Origin of the sequence: Aeromonas sp. Lyrl_2 (assembly GCF_051948815.1) — a bacterium.
GTDB classification, from domain to species: Bacteria; Pseudomonadota; Gammaproteobacteria; order Enterobacterales; family Aeromonadaceae; genus Aeromonas; species Aeromonas veronii.
In genome coordinates this window covers 85,433-102,419 of the sequence record NZ_JAYJLJ010000010.1, presented here as the reverse complement: position 1 = coordinate 102,419, position 16,987 = coordinate 85,433, and the positions used below count along the sequence as shown (strand labels likewise).

Annotated in this window: 15 protein-coding genes; 5 read left to right on the top strand and 10 right to left on the bottom strand. The window is 57.1% G+C overall.

The window, feature by feature from the left end:
* The first annotated feature begins 15 nt into the window (after positions 1-15).
* The 4 genes from hflD (at position 16) to VF684_RS10840 (ending at position 3,997) form a co-directional block, all read left to right on the top strand.
* A complete protein-coding gene (gene hflD / locus VF684_RS10855) occupies positions 16-630 on the top strand; it encodes a high frequency lysogenization protein HflD (protein ID WP_040065290.1) in 615 nt (204 codons plus the stop codon).
* A 129-nt stretch (positions 631-759) separates the two neighbouring features.
* Positions 760-2,130 carry an adenylosuccinate lyase gene (gene purB, locus VF684_RS10850; protein ID WP_440174213.1) on the top strand — a complete coding sequence of 457 codons (1,371 nt, stop codon included), beginning with the start codon at positions 760-762 and terminating at the stop codon, positions 2,128-2,130.
* Between the two features lie 139 nt (positions 2,131-2,269).
* Positions 2,270-3,400, top strand: a complete 1,131-nt coding sequence (locus VF684_RS10845) for a ribosomal protein uL16 3-hydroxylase (RefSeq protein ID WP_201991911.1) — start codon at positions 2,270-2,272, stop codon at positions 3,398-3,400.
* Positions 3,401-3,583: 183 nt separating this feature from the next.
* A complete protein-coding gene (locus tag VF684_RS10840; protein ID WP_279461797.1) occupies positions 3,584-3,997 on the top strand; it encodes a hypothetical protein in 414 nt (137 codons plus the stop codon).
* A gap of 96 nt (positions 3,998-4,093) precedes the next feature.
* Here VF684_RS10840 and VF684_RS10835 read toward each other — a convergent pair whose 3' ends face one another.
* The 9 genes from VF684_RS10835 to VF684_RS10795 form a co-directional block, all read right to left on the bottom strand.
* On the bottom strand, positions 4,094-4,633 hold the full coding sequence (locus VF684_RS10835; protein WP_042054434.1) for a GNAT family N-acetyltransferase: 540 nt from the start codon (positions 4,631-4,633) through the stop codon (positions 4,094-4,096).
* Between the two features lie 6 nt (positions 4,634-4,639).
* On the bottom strand, positions 4,640-6,292 hold the full coding sequence (locus tag VF684_RS10830) for a GNAT family N-acetyltransferase (protein ID WP_376899954.1): 1,653 nt from the start codon (positions 6,290-6,292) through the stop codon (positions 4,640-4,642).
* The gene (locus VF684_RS10825; protein ID WP_107683690.1) at positions 6,292-6,906 is read right to left on the bottom strand and encodes a glutathione S-transferase family protein; all 615 of its coding nucleotides are present in this window, start codon (positions 6,904-6,906) and stop codon (positions 6,292-6,294) included. Before VF684_RS10825 ends, VF684_RS10830 begins: the two co-directional genes overlap by 1 nt.
* Before the next feature lie 36 nt (positions 6,907-6,942).
* Complete coding sequence (pdxH, locus tag VF684_RS10820; protein ID WP_005334637.1) at positions 6,943-7,581, bottom strand: pyridoxamine 5'-phosphate oxidase; 639 nt, start codon at positions 7,579-7,581, stop codon at positions 6,943-6,945.
* Between the two features lie 177 nt (positions 7,582-7,758).
* The gene (locus VF684_RS10815) at positions 7,759-9,885 is read right to left on the bottom strand and encodes a reprolysin-like metallopeptidase (protein ID WP_201912945.1); all 2,127 of its coding nucleotides are present in this window, start codon (positions 9,883-9,885) and stop codon (positions 7,759-7,761) included.
* A gap of 306 nt (positions 9,886-10,191) precedes the next feature.
* The gene (locus tag VF684_RS10810) at positions 10,192-10,530 is read right to left on the bottom strand and encodes a hypothetical protein (RefSeq protein ID WP_080768659.1); all 339 of its coding nucleotides are present in this window, start codon (positions 10,528-10,530) and stop codon (positions 10,192-10,194) included.
* Positions 10,509-12,473: a reprolysin-like metallopeptidase gene (locus tag VF684_RS10805; protein ID WP_279461794.1), complete on the bottom strand. Its 1,965-nt coding sequence runs from the start codon at positions 12,471-12,473 to the stop codon at positions 10,509-10,511. The genes VF684_RS10810 and VF684_RS10805 overlap by 22 nt, the downstream gene beginning before the upstream one ends.
* A gap of 252 nt (positions 12,474-12,725) precedes the next feature.
* Entirely contained in the window at positions 12,726-13,055 is a 330-nt protein-coding gene (locus VF684_RS10800) for a hypothetical protein (protein WP_005362007.1), read from the bottom strand.
* Positions 13,052-15,028, bottom strand: coding sequence for a reprolysin-like metallopeptidase (locus tag VF684_RS10795; RefSeq protein ID WP_139440085.1), 1,977 nt, complete (start codon positions 15,026-15,028; stop codon positions 13,052-13,054). Before VF684_RS10795 ends, VF684_RS10800 begins: the two co-directional genes overlap by 4 nt.
* Positions 15,029-15,244: 216 nt before the next feature.
* On the opposite strand from VF684_RS10795, the gene VF684_RS10790 reads away from it, so the two are divergent.
* A complete protein-coding gene (locus VF684_RS10790; RefSeq protein WP_139398667.1) occupies positions 15,245-16,456 on the top strand; it encodes an RsmB/NOP family class I SAM-dependent RNA methyltransferase in 1,212 nt (403 codons plus the stop codon).
* An 81-nt stretch (positions 16,457-16,537) separates the two neighbouring features.
* On the opposite strand, the gene VF684_RS10785 is transcribed toward VF684_RS10790, so the two are convergent.
* Positions 16,538-16,921 (bottom strand): RidA family protein, encoded by a 384-nt coding sequence (locus VF684_RS10785; RefSeq protein ID WP_139440084.1) that lies wholly within the window; start codon positions 16,919-16,921, stop codon positions 16,538-16,540.
* Positions 16,922-16,987: the final 66 nt, after the last annotated feature.

The following is a 16,987-nucleotide window of genomic DNA, read 5'->3' as shown; positions in this document are numbered from 1 at the left end:
CAAAAGGCAGCATACGTGAGCGATAAATTCCAAGACAGAACCATGGCCTTTGCCGGCATCTGCCAGGCGGCCGCGCTGGTCCAGAAGGTGGCCCGCGACGGCAGCTGTGACGAGGCCGCCCTGCGCGAGAGCCTCTCCAGCATTCTGGTGACCAACCCGAGCCACCCGCTCGAGGTGTTCAATAACACCCATCTGGCCATTCGCGACGGCTACCGTGCGCTGGTCGAGCAGCTGGGTGCCGACGGCAGCCAGAAGAATGCCGAGCTGACCCGCTATGTGGTGAGCCTGATTGCGCTGGAGCGCAAGCTGGCCAAGCGCAAGGACATTCTCAATATGCTGGGTGAGCGGATCAGCCAGATCGGTCGCCAGCAACAGCACTTCGATCTGCTCGACGAGCAGATTTTGGCCAACATGGCGAGCATCTACAGCGATCTTATCAGCCCCATCGGGCCGCGCATCCAGGTGGCGGGTACCCCGCTGTTCCTGCAGCAACCGCTGGTGCAGCACAAGGTGCGCGCCCTGCTGCTGGCGGGCATTCGTGCCTGCGTGCTGTGGCGCCAGCTCGGTGGTAGCCGCACCCAGATCATCTTCGCTCGCAAGAAGATGGTGGAGCTGGCCAAACGTTACTAATCATCGGCTCGCGCGCGGGCAAGCGAGGTCAACATCAGGGTGAACAGCCGCACATCCGCCCTGACGACGACTCAGCCCCACGCGCGAGTGGATACGGATCCCCCACACAAATCATCAGGAGTTCACCCCATGGAGCTGTCCGCGCTGACTGCTGTTTCCCCGATTGACGGTCGTTATGGCGACAAGGCCGATGCCCTGCGCCCTATCTTCTCCGAATTCGGCCTGCTGCGTTTTCGCGTCGAAGTCGAGATGCGCTGGTTGCAAAAACTGGCCAGCCACGCCGGGATCCCGGAAGTCCCTGCCCTGAGCGCGGCTGCCAACGCCCTGCTCGACGGCATCGTCAGCAACTTCAACGAGAGTGACGCCGCCCGCATCAAACAGATCGAGCGCACCACCAACCATGATGTGAAAGCGGTGGAGTACTTCCTCAAGGAGAAAGTCGAAGTGAACCCGGAGCTGGCGGCTGTCAGCGAGTTCATCCACTTCGCCTGCACCTCGGAAGACATCAACAACAACTCCCACGGTCTGATGCTGAAAACCGCCCGCGAAGAGGTCATCAAGCCTTATTGCGAGAAGCTGATCGGCGAGATCAAGCGTCTGGCCCATGAGTACCGCGATATGCCGCTGCTCTCTCGCACCCACGGCCAGCCGGCGACCCCGAGCACCATGGGCAAGGAGATGGCCAACGTCGCCTACCGTCTGGAGCGCCAGTACAAGCAGATCATGGCGGTGGAGATCCTCGGCAAGATCAACGGCGCAGTCGGCAACTACAACGCCCACATCAGCGCCTATCCGGAAGTGGACTGGCACCAGTTCTCCGAGGAGTTTGTGACTTCCCTCGGCCTGACCTGGAACCCCTACACCACCCAGATCGAACCGCACGACTACATCGCCGAGCTGTTCGACGCCATGGCCCGCTTCAACACCATCCTGATCGACTTCGACCGCGATGTGTGGGGTTACATCTCCCTGGGTCACTTCAAGCAGCGCACCATCGCGGGGGAAATCGGCTCCTCCACCATGCCGCACAAGGTCAACCCCATCGACTTCGAGAACTCCGAAGGCAATCTGGGTCTGGCCAACGCCGTGTTCCAGCATCTGGCGAGCAAGCTGCCTATCTCCCGCTGGCAGCGTGATCTGACCGACTCTACCGTACTGCGCAACCTGGGTGTGGCGGTGGGTTACTCCCTGATTGCCTATCAGGCGACCCTCAAGGGCATCTCCAAGCTGGAAGCCAACGACGCCGCCATGGCCGCCGATCTGGATGCCAACTGGGAAGTGCTGGCCGAGCCGATCCAGACCGTGATGCGCCGCTACGGTATCGAGAAGCCTTACGAGAAGCTCAAGGAGCTGACCCGTGGCCGCCGCGTCGATGCCGAAGGGATGCGTACCTTTATCGACACCCTGGAGTTGCCGGAAGCGGTCAAGGTCGAGCTGAAAAAGCTGACCCCGGCCAACTATATCGGCGACGCCCAGCGTCTGGTCGATCTGCTGAAGTAAGCCAACTGGCAGTGACGAAGGGGCCCTGTGCACGATACGCCACAGGGCCCCTGTTATTTTCCCTGCCACGGCAGGATCCCGAGTGGCTTTTCCCAAGCCCGCCTTGGGCAAAACCTCTTTGCGAGACACGAGAAACAGCATGTACGAACTCAATCTGGATATCGCTCACTTCCTCGAGCACTACTGGCAGAAGCGCCCGCTCCTTATAAAGGGTGGCTTCAAGGACTTTCAGGATCCCATCAGCCCGGACGAGCTGGCGGGTCTGGCCATGGAAGAGGTGGTAGAGTCCCGCCTCGTCACCCGTTTCGACGGCAAGTGGGATGCCGCTCACGGCCCCTTCGAATCCTACGACCATCTGGGCGAAGAGAACTGGACCATTCTGGTACAGGCTTGCAACCACTGGGCTCCCGAGGTGAACGAGCTGGCCGTACCGTTCCAGTTCATCCCGGGCTGGCGCTTTGACGATGTGATGGTGAGCTTCTCCACCCCCCATGCGGGTGTCGGCCCCCACATCGACAACTACGACGTCTTCATCACCCAGGGCCAGGGCAAACGCCACTGGCGGGTTGGCGATGCCAAGCCGCTCAACGAGTTCGCCGCCCACGCGGCACTGCTGCACTGCGAGCCGTTCGAGGCGATCATCGACGTCATCATGGAGCCGGGTGACATTCTCTACATTCCGCCCGGATTCCCCCACGAAGGCTACGCCATCGAGCCCTCCATGAACTTCTCGGTGGGTTTCCGCGCGCCGGATGCCAAGGCGCTTATCTCCTCCTTTGCCGATCACCTGATCGACAACGAGGTGCGTACCGAGCGTTACGGCGATGCAGATCTCAAGCCCCGCGCCCGTCACGGCGAGATCCAGCCCCACGAGCTGCACCGTCTGCGCGAGCTGATGCAGCAGGCTCTCGATGACGAGACCCTGTTCAAGGAGTGGTTCGGCACCATGATCTCCGAGGCCAAGCACGATCTGGACGTCAATCCGGTCGAGCCAGACTACAGCGCCGAGGAGGTAGCCGACCTGCTGACCCAGGGCGAGCCCGCCATCAAGGTGCCGGGTCTGCGCACCGTCTGGTTTAGCGGCGAGAGCCAGCAGTGTTTCATCGACGGCGAAGCCTGGACTCTGCAGAGCGAAGACGCGGCAGCCATTTCGCTCCTGTGCGACAAGGACATCATCACTCAGGCCGACATGGTGGAGCTGGCCGATCAGGCCGGTTTCCTGCAACTGCTGACCCGTCTGGTCAACCGCGGTTACTGGTTCTTCAACTGATCCGGCGGTAAGCGAAGGATAAAAAGGCGCCTTATGGCGCCTTTTTTGTCACTCAGATGCGGTTCAATTAACAATCGATACGCGAAACTGAACCCACTCTTGATGAACCGACAAGTGGTGATTTATTGAGCTAACATGGATGAGTATCATGCGTCCATCCCTGTTCACAAGAGAAGCGCCACCATGCAAATCACCTCCCGGCCCATGCCGCTGCCCGATTACGGCAAATCCCCCTCCTCTCACGCAGTCACGTCCGAACAGGTCAATCAGGCCCGTAACGAAGCGCTGATCAAGAAGGATGAATTGCAGGCACAGAGCGAAGAGAAAGCAACGGCTCGCAGAACCTTGGCGGTCTCTTATACGGCTAACCAGCAAGATAAAGCCGTGGTGGAGCGCTACCTGGAGGCCAGCGGTCAGGAGAGCGACAGCAAGTCGGGCCCGAACACTGCTGAACTCTATCAGGCGACCAATCGCTACCAGCGCCAGCAGAATCTCAGCGACTACATGCAATTCCAGCAGAGCCCGCTCGCCCAACAGATGGGTGACATGGTGGGCGAAGATAATCGCAAGGGCACCCAGCTCGACATCGTTGCCTGAGCCAATTTGCTCGAATAAGCCCGGCAGGGACCAATACAAGATGAAAAAGCCCTCGATGAGGGCTTTTTCGTTATAGCTTGTCGCTGCAACTTCTCGCTAGAAATGGGACTCTTCTGCCTGCGCGTCCGGCAGCTCGTCGGGAAGTTCATCAAACAGCGGGTGATAGAGCACCTCACCCTGCACACCCGCAAAACCGCGCTCCTGCAGCTCCATCGCCATAAAGCAGTCGGCAGGCACCTCATAGATGCAGTGCAGGCCAAACTCGCTAGCCGGGCGGAAACCGAAACGGCTGTAATAGGCCGGATCCCCGAGTACCACCACCCCTTTCCAGTCCATCTCAAGCGCCGTATCAAGCCCTTCACGGATAAGATCAGAGCCAATCCCCTGACCTTGCCAGTCGGGATGAACCGCGACCGGCGCCAGACCGAGCCAGGGCCCTTCCATGCCGTTAATGGTGATCGGGCTTAGCATCAGGTGCCCCATGAACTCGTACTCTTCCTCTTCGACCATGGTCACCACGGCAGCGCCACATTCGCGCAGGCGGTTGACCAGTTCGGCCTCATCGGAACGACCGAAGGCGGCACTCAGCAGCTCATAAACCGGCAGCATGTCACCGGGGCGCTCGGTTCTCAACATCTGGTATTACTCCTCGTACAGCAGAGCAGGCATTATTCCACACAACGGCTGGTCATTCTGAGTACCTTTGTCCAAAAATGGGAGGGTGCACTCAGGAAAACGAGCTGCAAACTGCTGCTGCAAGGCGGTTAGCGTAGCCGGGGTGACCCTGTTCATCGCCTCCCGGTAGGCCAGCCAGAGGGCGGGAGCCTCCCGCGCCAACCGCTCAAAGGTCAGTTCGGGCGTTTGATGCCAACAGCCATCCAGCTCATCGACCAGCTCCGGCAGCTCCACCAGCAGCCGTAACTGCTGATAGCGTATCTGCGGCGAGTCACAGTTGCCGCCCAGCGCCTGCGCCATCAATTGGTTGAACCAGTGGCGCCGTGATGCGCGCTCCTCGCGGCTGAGCAGGTCGGGCCCTTGACGCTGCAGCGCGGCCAGTTGTAGCAGCCACGCCAGCCCCTGTTCATCCCTGTCTTTCAGCAAGACGCCGCCAAGATGGGACAACTGCTCCGGTTCGGCCTGCTCCAGCAGATCGACGGGGTAACAGTGCAGCGCCAGCAACCTCTCAAGATGCGGCGGGCAGCGCATAGAGCAGGACTCCTCCCCCGCGCCCCTCTCATCCACAAAGAGCGAGATGGCGAGCTTGCCGTTGGCACTCTGCCGATTGGTCGTGGCGGGAGCCCACAGGATCACCACAGCGATCCGCTCATCAGCCAGCCAGCAGGCAATCTCCTCGGCCAAGGAATTGGGTAAGGAGGGAGCGCGATCCAGTCGCCAGTAACTCACCTCACACGGCTGGCGACCACTGATATGGCGCCGCCCGCGATAGTGCATGCCCACTTTTGCCATCACCCGGCCGGAGGCTAAATTGTCTGGCATATGGCGAGCCGTCAGTGCAGGCAGTTGCAGTTGGTCAAAGGCGAACCCCTTGACTAAACCTGCGGCCCGGGTCGCCAGACCGCGATTTTGCCAGGGCACGCCCACCCACCAGGCGAGCTCGCCATTCCAGTGCAGGGAGATCACCCCAAGCAACGCCGCACCTTGCTCCTCTGGCAAGGTGATGGCCCAGCTCCAGCCAAGGCCAAGCGCCGCTTTGCGCCAGCTGAGCGCCAGCCAGTCGCGGGCCCCCTCCGGCGGATAGGGGTGAGGAATATTGAGGGTGTAGCGCGCCAGCGCCTCGTCGCTGCAGTAGCGCACTATCTCGCGCTCATCCTCGCACTCATCGGCGGCCTGCAGTGGTCGCAGCACGACGCCAGCGGCGTGCGAATCCTCGGCCAACGTCGGTATCATCACGCGGCGCGCCAGCAGGCGATTGAGCACGGCGCCCAAATCGGCCTCGGGGGTGAGCGGCAGATCGGCCCCCACAGGACCAAGGGTAAGCAGACCCTGCTCTCTGGCGAGGGTCAGTAGCGAGGTGGAGGCACTGATCAGGATCTGGCGGCTGGGATCAACATGAAAATCCGCCAGCAGATCCCCATCGAGCCAGGCAGCCAGCAGAGCCCCCGGGCAGAGCACCCCGTCAGGAGGACTGCTCGCCCAGGGAGCATCGGTTTGATCGAGGGCGGCGGCCGCCTCTTTGCCGAGCAGCAGGTGCCAGCGATGACCTTGCTGCTGCCAGTGCAGCAACAGCGCAGCCCACTGCGGTTGCCACAGACTGGCCTCGATCAGCAGTTCCATCAGCTGGCCTGACAGGCCGCTGGCAGCGTCAGGTGACGGGGATGGGCTTCGATACGGGCGATCCAGCTACGGATAGCGGGCCACCCCTGCAGAGAGAAGATCCCCTCCTCTGCCACATGGGTGTAGGCATAAAGGGCGATATCGGCGATGGTCGGCGCATCACCGCACAGGTAGGGGCTCTGTTTCAGCTGCTGCTCCATTACCGCCAGCGCCTTCTCGCCACCGGCTTTCAGACCGTCGAGCCGCGCCTCCTGCGACTCGGGTCGGCCGAGATAGTGAACGATAAAGCGGGCCACCGCGATGTAGGGCTCATGGCTGTACTGCTCAAAGAACATCCATTTGAGCACCTCGGCCTGCTGGCGCGGATCGGTTGGCCACAAGGCGCTGCCGTGCGCCAGATAGAAGAGGATAGCGTTGGATTCCGCCAGCGCATCACCCTGGCCAATCTCCAGCACCGGGATCTTGCCGTTGGGGTTCATGGCCAGAAATGCGGGGGTACGGGTATCCCCCGCCTGAATATCCACCTCTACCCACTCAAGGGGCAGCTCCAGCCAGCGGGCCAGCAGCCACACCTTGTAGCAGTTGCCGGAACGCAGATCACCATACAGACGCATACACACTCCTTGTGAAAACAGATTCGAATAGCGCGCTCAGGGAGCCAGACGCTCGATATGCCAGCCATCCCCGTCGCGGGTGTAGTAGAAGCGGTCGTGGAGCCGGTGCTCGCCCCCCTGCCAGAACTCCACTGTCTCGATCACCACCCGGAATCCGCCCCAGAAGCTCGGCAGCGGCACTTCGCCATTGGCAAACTTCTGCTTGAGCTCGAGGAACTTGGCCTCCAGCACACCACGGGCCGAGATGCGGGTCGACTGCTTGGAGACCCAGGCAGCGATCTGGCTATCCTTGGGACGGCTGTGGAAATACTTCATCACCTCGAAAGTGCTCATCTTCTCCACCCGACCGGTCACATGAACCTGTCTGTCCAGCGTGTGCCAGGGGAAGAGCAGGCTGATACGGGGATTGCCTTCCAGCTGCTGCGCCTTACGGCTGCCCATGTTGGTGTAAAAGACCATCCCCTGGGCGTCGTAGTGCTTGAGCAGCACGGTGCGCTGCCAGGGCTGACCTTCGGCATCCACCGTCGCTACCACCATGGCGGTGGGATCGGTCAGTTTGGCCTCACAGGCCTGCGCCAACCACTTCTCGAACAGCGCCAGCGGCTCGGCCGGCAGATCGGCCCGGTGCAACCCGCCACGGGTATACTCACGGCGCAGATCAGCAACATCCATCATCTTGATTTTCCTTCAAATAAATAATGGTTCCACGACCATCAAGAGAGTGACGCAGGCATTGTGCGCTCGATAAAGCGACCTTGTAAACCATACAAAAAAAGCGAAGAGGCTAACGCCTCTTCGCTTGGTTCATCAATTTACCAAAGATGGGTAATCTCACCCTTGGGTTATCTTGGTTTAGTAGCTCATGATCTCACGACGACGCAGCAGCGCGGCAATACCAAGCCCCAACAGCGCGAACAGACCGGTCGAACCGCCGCCACCGCCGCCATTGCTTTCAGGCTGGGGAGCTGGTGTATCACTGCTCTTGGTCGCCAGTTTTGGCGTAATGGCATAGAAGATATTGTCGCTACAGGCCAGCTTGAGGCGAACAGCGCTGCCAGCATTGGCCGGAATGGTTACCTCATGAGCGCCATTGTTGCTCACGCCATTGACCAGCGGCTGCCAACTCTTGCCTTCATCGTTGCTATAACTGATATCGACCCGCTGGCAGTTGATGCGGCCACCGTCGGTTCCAGCTACTTGCCAATTCACTGTGGTCGGGCTACCAACCAGAATACGCTGGTCAGGGGCTGGCAATATCTTGAAGGTTTGTGAACCTGTATCGACCACCTCGACCGAGGTCTCACCATAGGCGCCACCGCCTTTGCCATCACGGGCGACCAGACGGAAGTTAAGGGTGCGCGGCACATTGACCCAAACATCACCTTTCTCAGCTTCCCCTTTTAACTGGGTAGCCAGCGAAGGAAAGTGACGAACCGGGGAAGTGGTCGGCGCGGCGTAACGATACAGAGGGCCGGTTGCAAGGCGACCGGAACTCAATTGATCGCCACTCGTCGTTCCATCCCCCAGATCGACCTGTTCCCAAGTATAGGTAAGGGTATCACCGTCAATATCATTACCCTTGCCACTCAGGCTAAATGCCACCCCTTTGGGGATCACATGTTCTGCTGGCACATCGGTAATTTCTGGCGCCTGATTATCGCCATTTTGGTTCGGGATAGCAGTGCCACAACGTGAGGAAAAAAGAGGAGCAAGTGCCGATGGTGCACCAAAAAAACGGATCTCACTCTTCTTTGCTTTAGCTTCACGCTTGTTTATATGCTCGAGCATCAGCTCAATCGACTTGCTATGAAAATAGGCATCGCTGTTGAGCTGTATATTTTGCTCCCCCATCATCCCCGCATAAGCCATGATGGAGCTACCACTGCCAGGCTCCCATGCCATGGATGACTCTCTCTGTCCCTTATCAGCGTTATAGGTATGGTCAGCTCCAAATTGATGACCAATCTCATGCGCAACAAAGTCAATAAAAAAAGCATCTCCAACAGGATTTTTGTTTCCTGTAGCAGCGTTAGACCTATATGAATAATATAAATCTATATTGTCACATAATGATCCTAGATGCGCATCCCCTTCATTTTTTTCCACTTGCGTCACTACATGACCAATATCGAAATAGCCAAGCTCATTACTACTCAGCTTCTCTCTCTGAACCGCTGTATTTATTGTGCTGATGTTTTTAAATTTAGGATACTTACCGTTAACAAAAGGGTCATCAACAGGATTTTCGAATATAATATTGTCATTCCCCTCTGCCAATACAAAACGAACCCCTAAGTCCCTTTCATATACCTCGTTTAAACGATTAGTCAAGGTTATCAGTGATGCCAATGCTTGGGCTTGGCCACCAAAAAACCTGGTATATGAACCAGTAGTAGAGAATGCAATGCTGTACTGGGTAAGCTCTGGCTTGCTATAGCCAGCCTCGTTACGAGCCGCTTCAGTTTTGTGTGCTAACTTTTTTTTCAGCTCTGGCTTTTCGATGCTCTCCTTGATATTCTTGCCATTTATTGAATGTGCATCTTTTTTGTAATAGACAGCGTAGGCACCATTACGCTGAATATCGACAAATATCTGCTCACCGGCATGCATAAACATGCCGTTAAAACCACGCGGAGAAATATCAAAACGACCGGTATTGCTGGGGGTGCCCACTTCATGTCCTTTATAGGTCATGATATCTGGGTATTTTGCTGCCAGCGCAGGCGGTAATACGGAATAGGCTTCCAATTCATATTGCACCATCTTGCCATCAGGCAATGGTAGCGTAATCACGGTTTGGCCCAAGCGCAGATTTTCTAAAAAATCCGGTTCTACCTCAAAGATATTGTATGCGCGAGCCCTTACAGGTTCATCGGCCTGCTTGCTACGTTTTTCGACCATATGCCATGGGGATGCCAGCGCGATATTGGCTGACATTGCGATGACAGCTGAGATTGCATTTATTGTGAACTTCATCATTATTAATCACCTGACTGAACAGCCGGCGAGAATAACGTGACGCAAGTCACAATTCAACTTTTCCAATAAAAATTAAATGAATTTTATTTCATTTAAAATCATAAGGTTAGTGAGTTATAGTTTATAAGCAGCTCATTTTGTTAGCATTTTCAGCAGTTCTTTTTAATAGAGTTAAAACTCCAAAAAATAGTATATGGGGGCTCATATGTGAGTCATCGAATCACTCCCATGAGACTATCACTATGTTTGGAATATTAGAGTTATAACTCCAATCATGCCGATTTACACGCCGTTGTTGTACAGCCACTATGGCCTTGAAATTGCCTCCGGCATGCACCTTTCCAGCATCTGTCGGTTATATCGGGTGGCATAGTCAATCCGCTGCTCAAACTCCGATTCCTTGCCCATCTCAATGACATCACCGAACCCTTTCAGATAACGGACTCCGCACCGGGTTCTCGCTTCTGCTTGCAATGACTCCACAACCCCCGGAGCCATACCGCCGCGCCCGCCACGCACGATGAGCCGATAATCCTGAGCAGCAAGACTTTCATCTATTGCCTCGGTCAGTGATGCGGCCACAACAGGCGCTGCGCAGATATATAGAAACAGCAAACTGACGGCTAACCGTAATACCTGCGCCATCCGGCTGCCCCTCCCATCAGGAGGATCACGATAAGATTCACTGCACCACCACCACCGCCGCCACCCGCATTGTTGTCGGTAATGACAGTTGCACTTTCCGTAGTGGCAGACGCATTACCTCTTATCCCATTGATAGAGAAAAAAATATTATTGCTGCATGCCAGCTTCAGCCTGGCCGTGCTGGTCAACGGTGCAGGCAACACCACACTGGCCGAACCGTTATTGGCAAGCCCGCTTGCCAGCGTAGTCCAAGTAGAACCACCATTCTGTGTCAGTGCCAAATCCACGCTGGGACAATTGATAGGAGGCTGATTGGTCCCGGCAACATTCCATGTCACTAGCTGAGTACTACCCGCCACCATGGCGCCGATCTGCGGAGCTGTGATGGCAAATGCCGCGCCGGTATTGATCACCTGAACCACCATTTCATCACTGCTCACCGCCCCCTGACCATCACGTACGGTAATGCGGAACTGGAGATTGCGATTGGTCGCAGGCCACGCCTCTCCTTTAGCCAAGACACCCGATATCAGAGAGCTCATGGCGGGCAATGTTCTACGGGGATCCGATGTTGGTGAAACAAAGCGAAACAGCGGGCGGGTTCCATCATCCACCATGGTTGCCACGCTGTAGGATGCATTGCCAAGATCAACCTGCTCCCAGGTGTAACTGAGGGGATGACCATCCAGATCCAGCGCACTACCGACAAGAGTGAAAGGCGTATTGGCGGGGATCACCCTATCGCCCCCCGCATCCACAACCGGCGCGTTATTGGCAAGCGCCAGGTCGGTGCCGCAGGAGGGCAGAGAGGCCATCAGAGCCCGCATCTGCTCGCTCGACTTGCTGTGAAAAAAAGGTGTGCTGTTAACCTGCAGATTCTCCTCACCACAGATCCCGGCATAGGCCATGATGGTCGAGCCACTGCCCGGTTCCCAGGCTGAGCTAGCCTTGCGACCCGTGGCACAACTGTCGGCCATGCCATTGAAGGAGTGCTCTGCCCCCAGCTGGTGCCCCAATTCGTGAGCCACATAATCAATAAAAAACGCATCACCGATAGGCTGTGAGCCTCCGGTCATGCCCCGTGAACGGCTGAAAGGGTTGCATAAAGATCTCAGGGTCGCCACCCCGCCGCCTGATGTAGCCAGCAGATGGCCCAGATCAAAAGAAGGATTGAGCAACCCCCCCTGTTGGGTCTGGTTGATTGCGATATCCTGGGTCGAGTTGGTGAAAGGATCCATCGCAGGATCGGTGAAAATCACATTATCCGTATCAGCTGCAAGCTGAAACTCGGCCCCCACATCACGGCGATAGACTTCATTGACCCGATTAAGCAGTGTTGCAATGGCCGAGAGTGCTGCAACCTTGGTACCACCGTGATACTGGGTATATTCCCCGGTTGCCGAGATGGCGATAGTGTAGCGCTTGCGCAAATTGCCATCGACCAGCACAGCTCGCTCACGCTCGATACCATGAGGATCAATCACCTGATCCACATCCTGTCGCCGCCAGGCATCTTGCTGTTCATAAACGGCATAAGAGAAACCGTCCTGAAGCGGATCGACATAAAAGATACGCCCCTGATGGGTAAACATAGCGTGAAAACCATGTGTGGTGACATCAAATCGGCCTGTATCCGCCGCCCGATCGATAGCCTTCCCACTGTAAGTATTGATAGAAGGGTAGCGCTGGGCCAAAGGCTCCGGTAGCAAGGCATTGGGATGAACATCAAACTGCACCGTAGTGCCATCCGGCAATGGCAAGGTCAATACACTGGCGAGATACCCGGGTTCAAAAGGCTTGTCAGGAACCACCACTCTGACCTTTTCAGCTCGCACATCATAGACCCCTCCCCTTTCCAAGTTTTCATCCATGAAGGTCCACTGTGGTTCTGCTGCAACCTGAACAGACAAACTGGTGATAATCACCGCAATGCCATGCTTCATAGAGCCTCCTTGCCCTACCTTGGTGACAACAAGTATGGTGCAGCGTCAATTGACAATCTGCGTGACAGACAGAAAAGAACATTCGCACAAAACTTCTGTCACGCTGAAAAATCGTGCTACACCCGCCTCCCCATCTCAGGCAATACAGACTGGCCCCATTCAACAACGGAAAAAAGTGAAGGCGCTATTGGCGCCTTCACGGATAGATAGGGGGATGAGTATCCCCTCCATTTGGATTGGTTCGTTGGTGTATTACTGCTTGCCAGCGCCCGATGCTATTGGGCAATGAATCACCATACGCTGGTTGTACTCGCTGGCGTAAGCACTCAACTTGGCATGTATCTCTTGCTGACCGGGCCTTATCACATCGCCCAATCCATCCAGATAACGCTTGCCACAGCGCGCCTTGGCCTCTGCCTGCTGCTCGGCTGCAATACCGGGGGCGAACTCTCCCCGCCCGGCTATCACTATCAGGCGGTAATCCTGCCTGGCGAGGTTTGCACTCAGCTCCTGTTCCAGCGTGCTGGCATCGGCCTGACAACCGCCGAGCATGGCAAGCAGCAACAGAGGGACTCCCTTCATATGCGCCTCCGTTGCCAGCCAAGCAGCGCCAGAGCCAGCGTCCACAATCCGAGCGCCCCGCCACCACCGCCGCCACCTGAAGTCGAGCCACCTTGCACCAGAGGCAATTTGAGGGGACTGATGGCAAAGAAGATATTGTCGCTGCATGCCACTTTCAGCCTGACGCTGCTGGTGAGATCGGCAGGCAACGTTACCGTTGCTGCGCCGTTATTGGGTTGTCCGGCGGCAAGCATTGTCCAGCTTACGCCTTCATTCTGGGTCACCGAGATGTCCACCTTGCTGCAACTGATCGGCGCCACAGTTGTGCCCGCCACATCCCATCCCACTGCCTGACTGGCCCCCGGAGTGAGAGTCACCCCGTAAAACGGGTTGGTGATGCGAAATGCCGCACCGGTATTGATCACTTGCACTTTCATGTCATCACTGGCAACGCCACCCTGACCATCACGCACCGTCAGTCTGAAATTGAGATCCCGGTTGGTAGTCGGCCAGGCCTCTCCTTTGGCAAGCGTGCCGGAGAGCAGGGATGGCAAACTCGGCAGGATCCGCTCCGGCGATGCCGTGGGAGAGACAAAACGAAACAGCGGCCGGGAGCCATCGTCAATCATGGTGGCGGCACTACTCGATTCAGTACCCAGATCGATCTGCTCCCAGTTGTAGAGCAGAGAATCATTATCCAGATCTCCACCAGCCCCTTTTAACATAAAGGCCGTATTGGCAGGGATCACATAGTCCCCCCCTGCAGCTGCCTGCGGGGCATTATTGCTCAACGCGAGTGTGGTTCCACAAGTCGATACGGTCGCCATGTGCGCACGCATCTGCTCGATGGACTTGCTATGAAAATAGGGGTCGCTGTGAGTCTGAATATTCTCATCACCACAAATACCGGCATAGGCCATGATGGAGCTGCCACTACCAGGCTCATAGGCTTGACTCGCAACCCGGGTACCAGCACCGCAACTCCCGGTAGTGCCGTTGAAGGTATGATCAGCACCAAACTGGTGGCCAATTTCATGAGCCACATAGTCAACGAAGAAGGCATCTCCCACCGGTGTGGGTGAACCCGACATCCCACCAGACTTCTGATTGGTGCAGAGCACTGCCAATCCGGCCAGACCGCCGCCATTGGTATTCAGGACATGGCCGATATCAAAATTACCGAGCTGCATATTGGTAAAGTAATAAGCCTGTACCCCGATATTGGTCTGCGCATCCGAATTATCATTGGCAAACAAGTCGCTGGCCGGATCGGTAAAGATCAGGTTGTCATTGCCACTGGCCAGCACGAATTCGGCGCCCACATCCCGTTGATAGACCTGATTGACGCGGTTGAGCAAGGTCGCAATCGCCGCCATGGTAAGCGCTTTGGAGCCACCGTGGTATTGGGTAAATTCTCCTGTCGCCGAAATGGCAATGACGTAGCGCTTGCGAACATTGCCATCCACTTGCACCTTGCGCACCAGTTTGCTGAGCTTGAGCCCTATCACCTCATCTGCAGCCTCTTCCAATCGACTATGGGCATCCTGCTGGTAATAGATGGCGTAACCTTCGGCATTGCGCAGCGGATCGACAAACACCATCCTGCCCTGATGGCTGAACATGGCGTGGAAACCTTGCGGCCCCAGATCGAAGCGCCCCGTCTCTATAGGATGCGCCGGGTTGTGACCCTTGAAGGTGCGGATCTGCGGATACTTGGCGGCGAGATCTGCAGGCAGCAAGTCGTAGGCTTCCAGAGCAAAGGTGACCTCCCCCCCATCGGGCAACGGCAGGGTCAGCTCACTCGCCCCGGCTTGCAGCCCGGCAAAATAGTCGAGCGGCACCTTGGCCACCCGAAACTGATTGGCCCGCACCTCATAACCTTGCTCCGCAGTCGCTCTGGCGGCTACCGTACTCCACTCGCTGGCCATCAGGCTGGTTGACCCCAACAAACTGGCCACCAACAGGGCCAACGAACACTTACTGGTCACATGCATCTTTGTCATCCTTGTAGCCATGCACTTTTTTGAACCATTACCGGCATCATTATCCCGCCGCATCAAGAAGCCCGGCGCCACTGTTTCAGCCACTCACTCTATGGGGAGTGTTGCGCCAACCCCGTCTAACCCCTATCATTGCGCGGATTTGTCAATTTTAGAACTGCTCCTCTTCACAAAGGTGCGGTTCATCTTTATCTGGCCAAGGTTAATCTCATGCTCAAATCCCCACTGTTGCCCCGTTTCGGGGATCTGGTCGTTGCCATTGTTGACGATGTGCTCGGTCAGGGTCTTACCCTCGACCGCGCCTATGCCCGTCACTTCTCCGGCATCGAACTCAAACCGCAAGAACAGGCAAGGATTGCCCTGGTCACCGGCGACCTGCTGCGCCGTCTCAGTCTCTATTGTTTCCTCACCGGTATTCAGGTGCGTCAGGCCGAAAAGAATGTCTGGCCACTGCTGCACAGCTGGCACGCTTTCCACAAAATTGCCCAGCCCAACAACCCGACCCTGGATCGCTTCAATGAAGAGGCATTCCGCCGCCGTCTGACCGAGGCGAAGAAGAACCCGGTATTGATGGATGGTTGCCCGAGCTGGCTGGAGAAACTGGGTAGCGAGCAGCTGGGTGAAGCCTGGCCTGCCGAGCGTGCCGCCCTGGCCTGGATGCCCAAGCGCTACCTTCGGGTCAACACCCTCAAGTGCACCCGTGATGAGCTGCAAGCCATTCTGGCCAAAGAGCATGTCACCACAATTCCGGTTGAAGGTGTGGAGACTGCCCTGCAGGTCACCTCCGACGCCGCCCTGTTCCGCACCAAGGCCTTTGCCGATGGTTGCTTCGAACAGCAGGACGCAGGCTCCCAGCTGGTTGCTGCTGCGCTGGAAGTTACCCCAGGCATGCGCGTTATCGACGCCTGCGCCGGTGCCGGTGGCAAGACCCTGCATATCGCCGCCATGATGCAGGGTAAAGGCCGTCTGCTGGCAATGGATGTGGAAGAGTGGAAGCTGGAGAACCTCAAGCAACGCGCCCGTCGTGCCGGTGCCCACAACGTGGAGACCCGGGTCATCACCAGCAGCAAGACCGTCAAGCGCCTCAAAGAGAGCGCCGACCGCGTACTGCTGGACGTGCCCTGCTCCGGTCTAGGCGTACTCAAGCGCAATCCGGATGCCAAGTGGCGTGATACCGCCGAGCGTCTGCCGGTGCTGGTCGCGCTGCAAGAAGAGATCCTGCAGCGTTACAGCCAGATGGTGAAAGTCGGCGGCCTGCTGGTCTATGCAACCTGCTCCATCCTGCCCGAGGAGAACCGCCAGCAGGTGGACAAATTCCTCGCCGCCAACGAAAACTTCCGTCTGCGTGACGATCACACCGTGAGCCCGTCCGAGACCGGCTTCGACGGCTTCTACATGGCTCGTATCGAACGGATCGCCTGATCTGCCCGATGACCATATAGACAAAAGCGGCTGCCATTGGCAGCCGCTCTGTTTTGGCTTGCTGACACACTCCCGATGGGGTTACAGCGCAGCAATCGCCTCTATCTCGATCTTCACATCCTTCGGTAACCGAGCCACTTCCACGCAAGAGCGCGCCGGATACATGGCATCGTGCTCGGTGAAGAAGTCGTTGTAGACCTGATTCACCGCAGCAAAGTCGTTCAGATCCGAGACAAACACCGTAGTCTTGAAGATATTGCGCACCTCGCCACCTGCCGCCTCGACAATCGCCCGAACGTTTTGCAGGGAGCGCAGTGTCTGCGCTTCGATACCCTCCGCAATGTCACCGCTTACCGGGTCCAGCGGGATCTGGCCGGAGGTGTAGAGGATGTTGCCAATCCGTGTGGCCTGCACATAGGGGCCGATGGCGCCCGGCGCCGCCTTGGTAGTGATAACCTGTCGCATCTGTTACTTCCTCGTGCTGACAAACAAAAAGTAGGCCCGGAGCAAGCCTGCTCACCCCGGGCATCA

Coding starts and splice junctions, on each gene's coding strand:
- VF684_RS10795 (WP_139440085.1), bottom strand. CDS start 15,028: ATGCATGTGACCAGTAAGTGTTCGTTGGCCCTGTTGGTGGCCAGTTTG.
- VF684_RS10845 (WP_201991911.1), top strand. CDS start 2,270: ATGTACGAACTCAATCTGGATATCGCTCACTTCCTCGAGCACTACTGG.
- VF684_RS10810 (WP_080768659.1), bottom strand. CDS start 10,530: ATGGCGCAGGTATTACGGTTAGCCGTCAGTTTGCTGTTTCTATATATC.
- VF684_RS10815 (WP_201912945.1), bottom strand. CDS start 9,885: ATGATGAAGTTCACAATAAATGCAATCTCAGCTGTCATCGCAATGTCA.
- purB (WP_440174213.1), top strand. CDS start 760: ATGGAGCTGTCCGCGCTGACTGCTGTTTCCCCGATTGACGGTCGTTAT.
- pdxH (WP_005334637.1), bottom strand. CDS start 7,581: ATGATGGATGTTGCTGATCTGCGCCGTGAGTATACCCGTGGCGGGTTG.
- VF684_RS10800 (WP_005362007.1), bottom strand. CDS start 13,055: ATGAAGGGAGTCCCTCTGTTGCTGCTTGCCATGCTCGGCGGTTGTCAG.
- VF684_RS10835 (WP_042054434.1), bottom strand. CDS start 4,633: ATGTTGAGAACCGAGCGCCCCGGTGACATGCTGCCGGTTTATGAGCTG.
- VF684_RS10790 (WP_139398667.1), top strand. CDS start 15,245: ATGCTCAAATCCCCACTGTTGCCCCGTTTCGGGGATCTGGTCGTTGCC.
- VF684_RS10785 (WP_139440084.1), bottom strand. CDS start 16,921: ATGCGACAGGTTATCACTACCAAGGCGGCGCCGGGCGCCATCGGCCCC.
- VF684_RS10840 (WP_279461797.1), top strand. CDS start 3,584: ATGCAAATCACCTCCCGGCCCATGCCGCTGCCCGATTACGGCAAATCC.
- VF684_RS10805 (WP_279461794.1), bottom strand. CDS start 12,473: ATGAAGCATGGCATTGCGGTGATTATCACCAGTTTGTCTGTTCAGGTT.
- VF684_RS10830 (WP_376899954.1), bottom strand. CDS start 6,292: ATGGAACTGCTGATCGAGGCCAGTCTGTGGCAACCGCAGTGGGCTGCG.
- VF684_RS10825 (WP_107683690.1), bottom strand. CDS start 6,906: ATGCGTCTGTATGGTGATCTGCGTTCCGGCAACTGCTACAAGGTGTGG.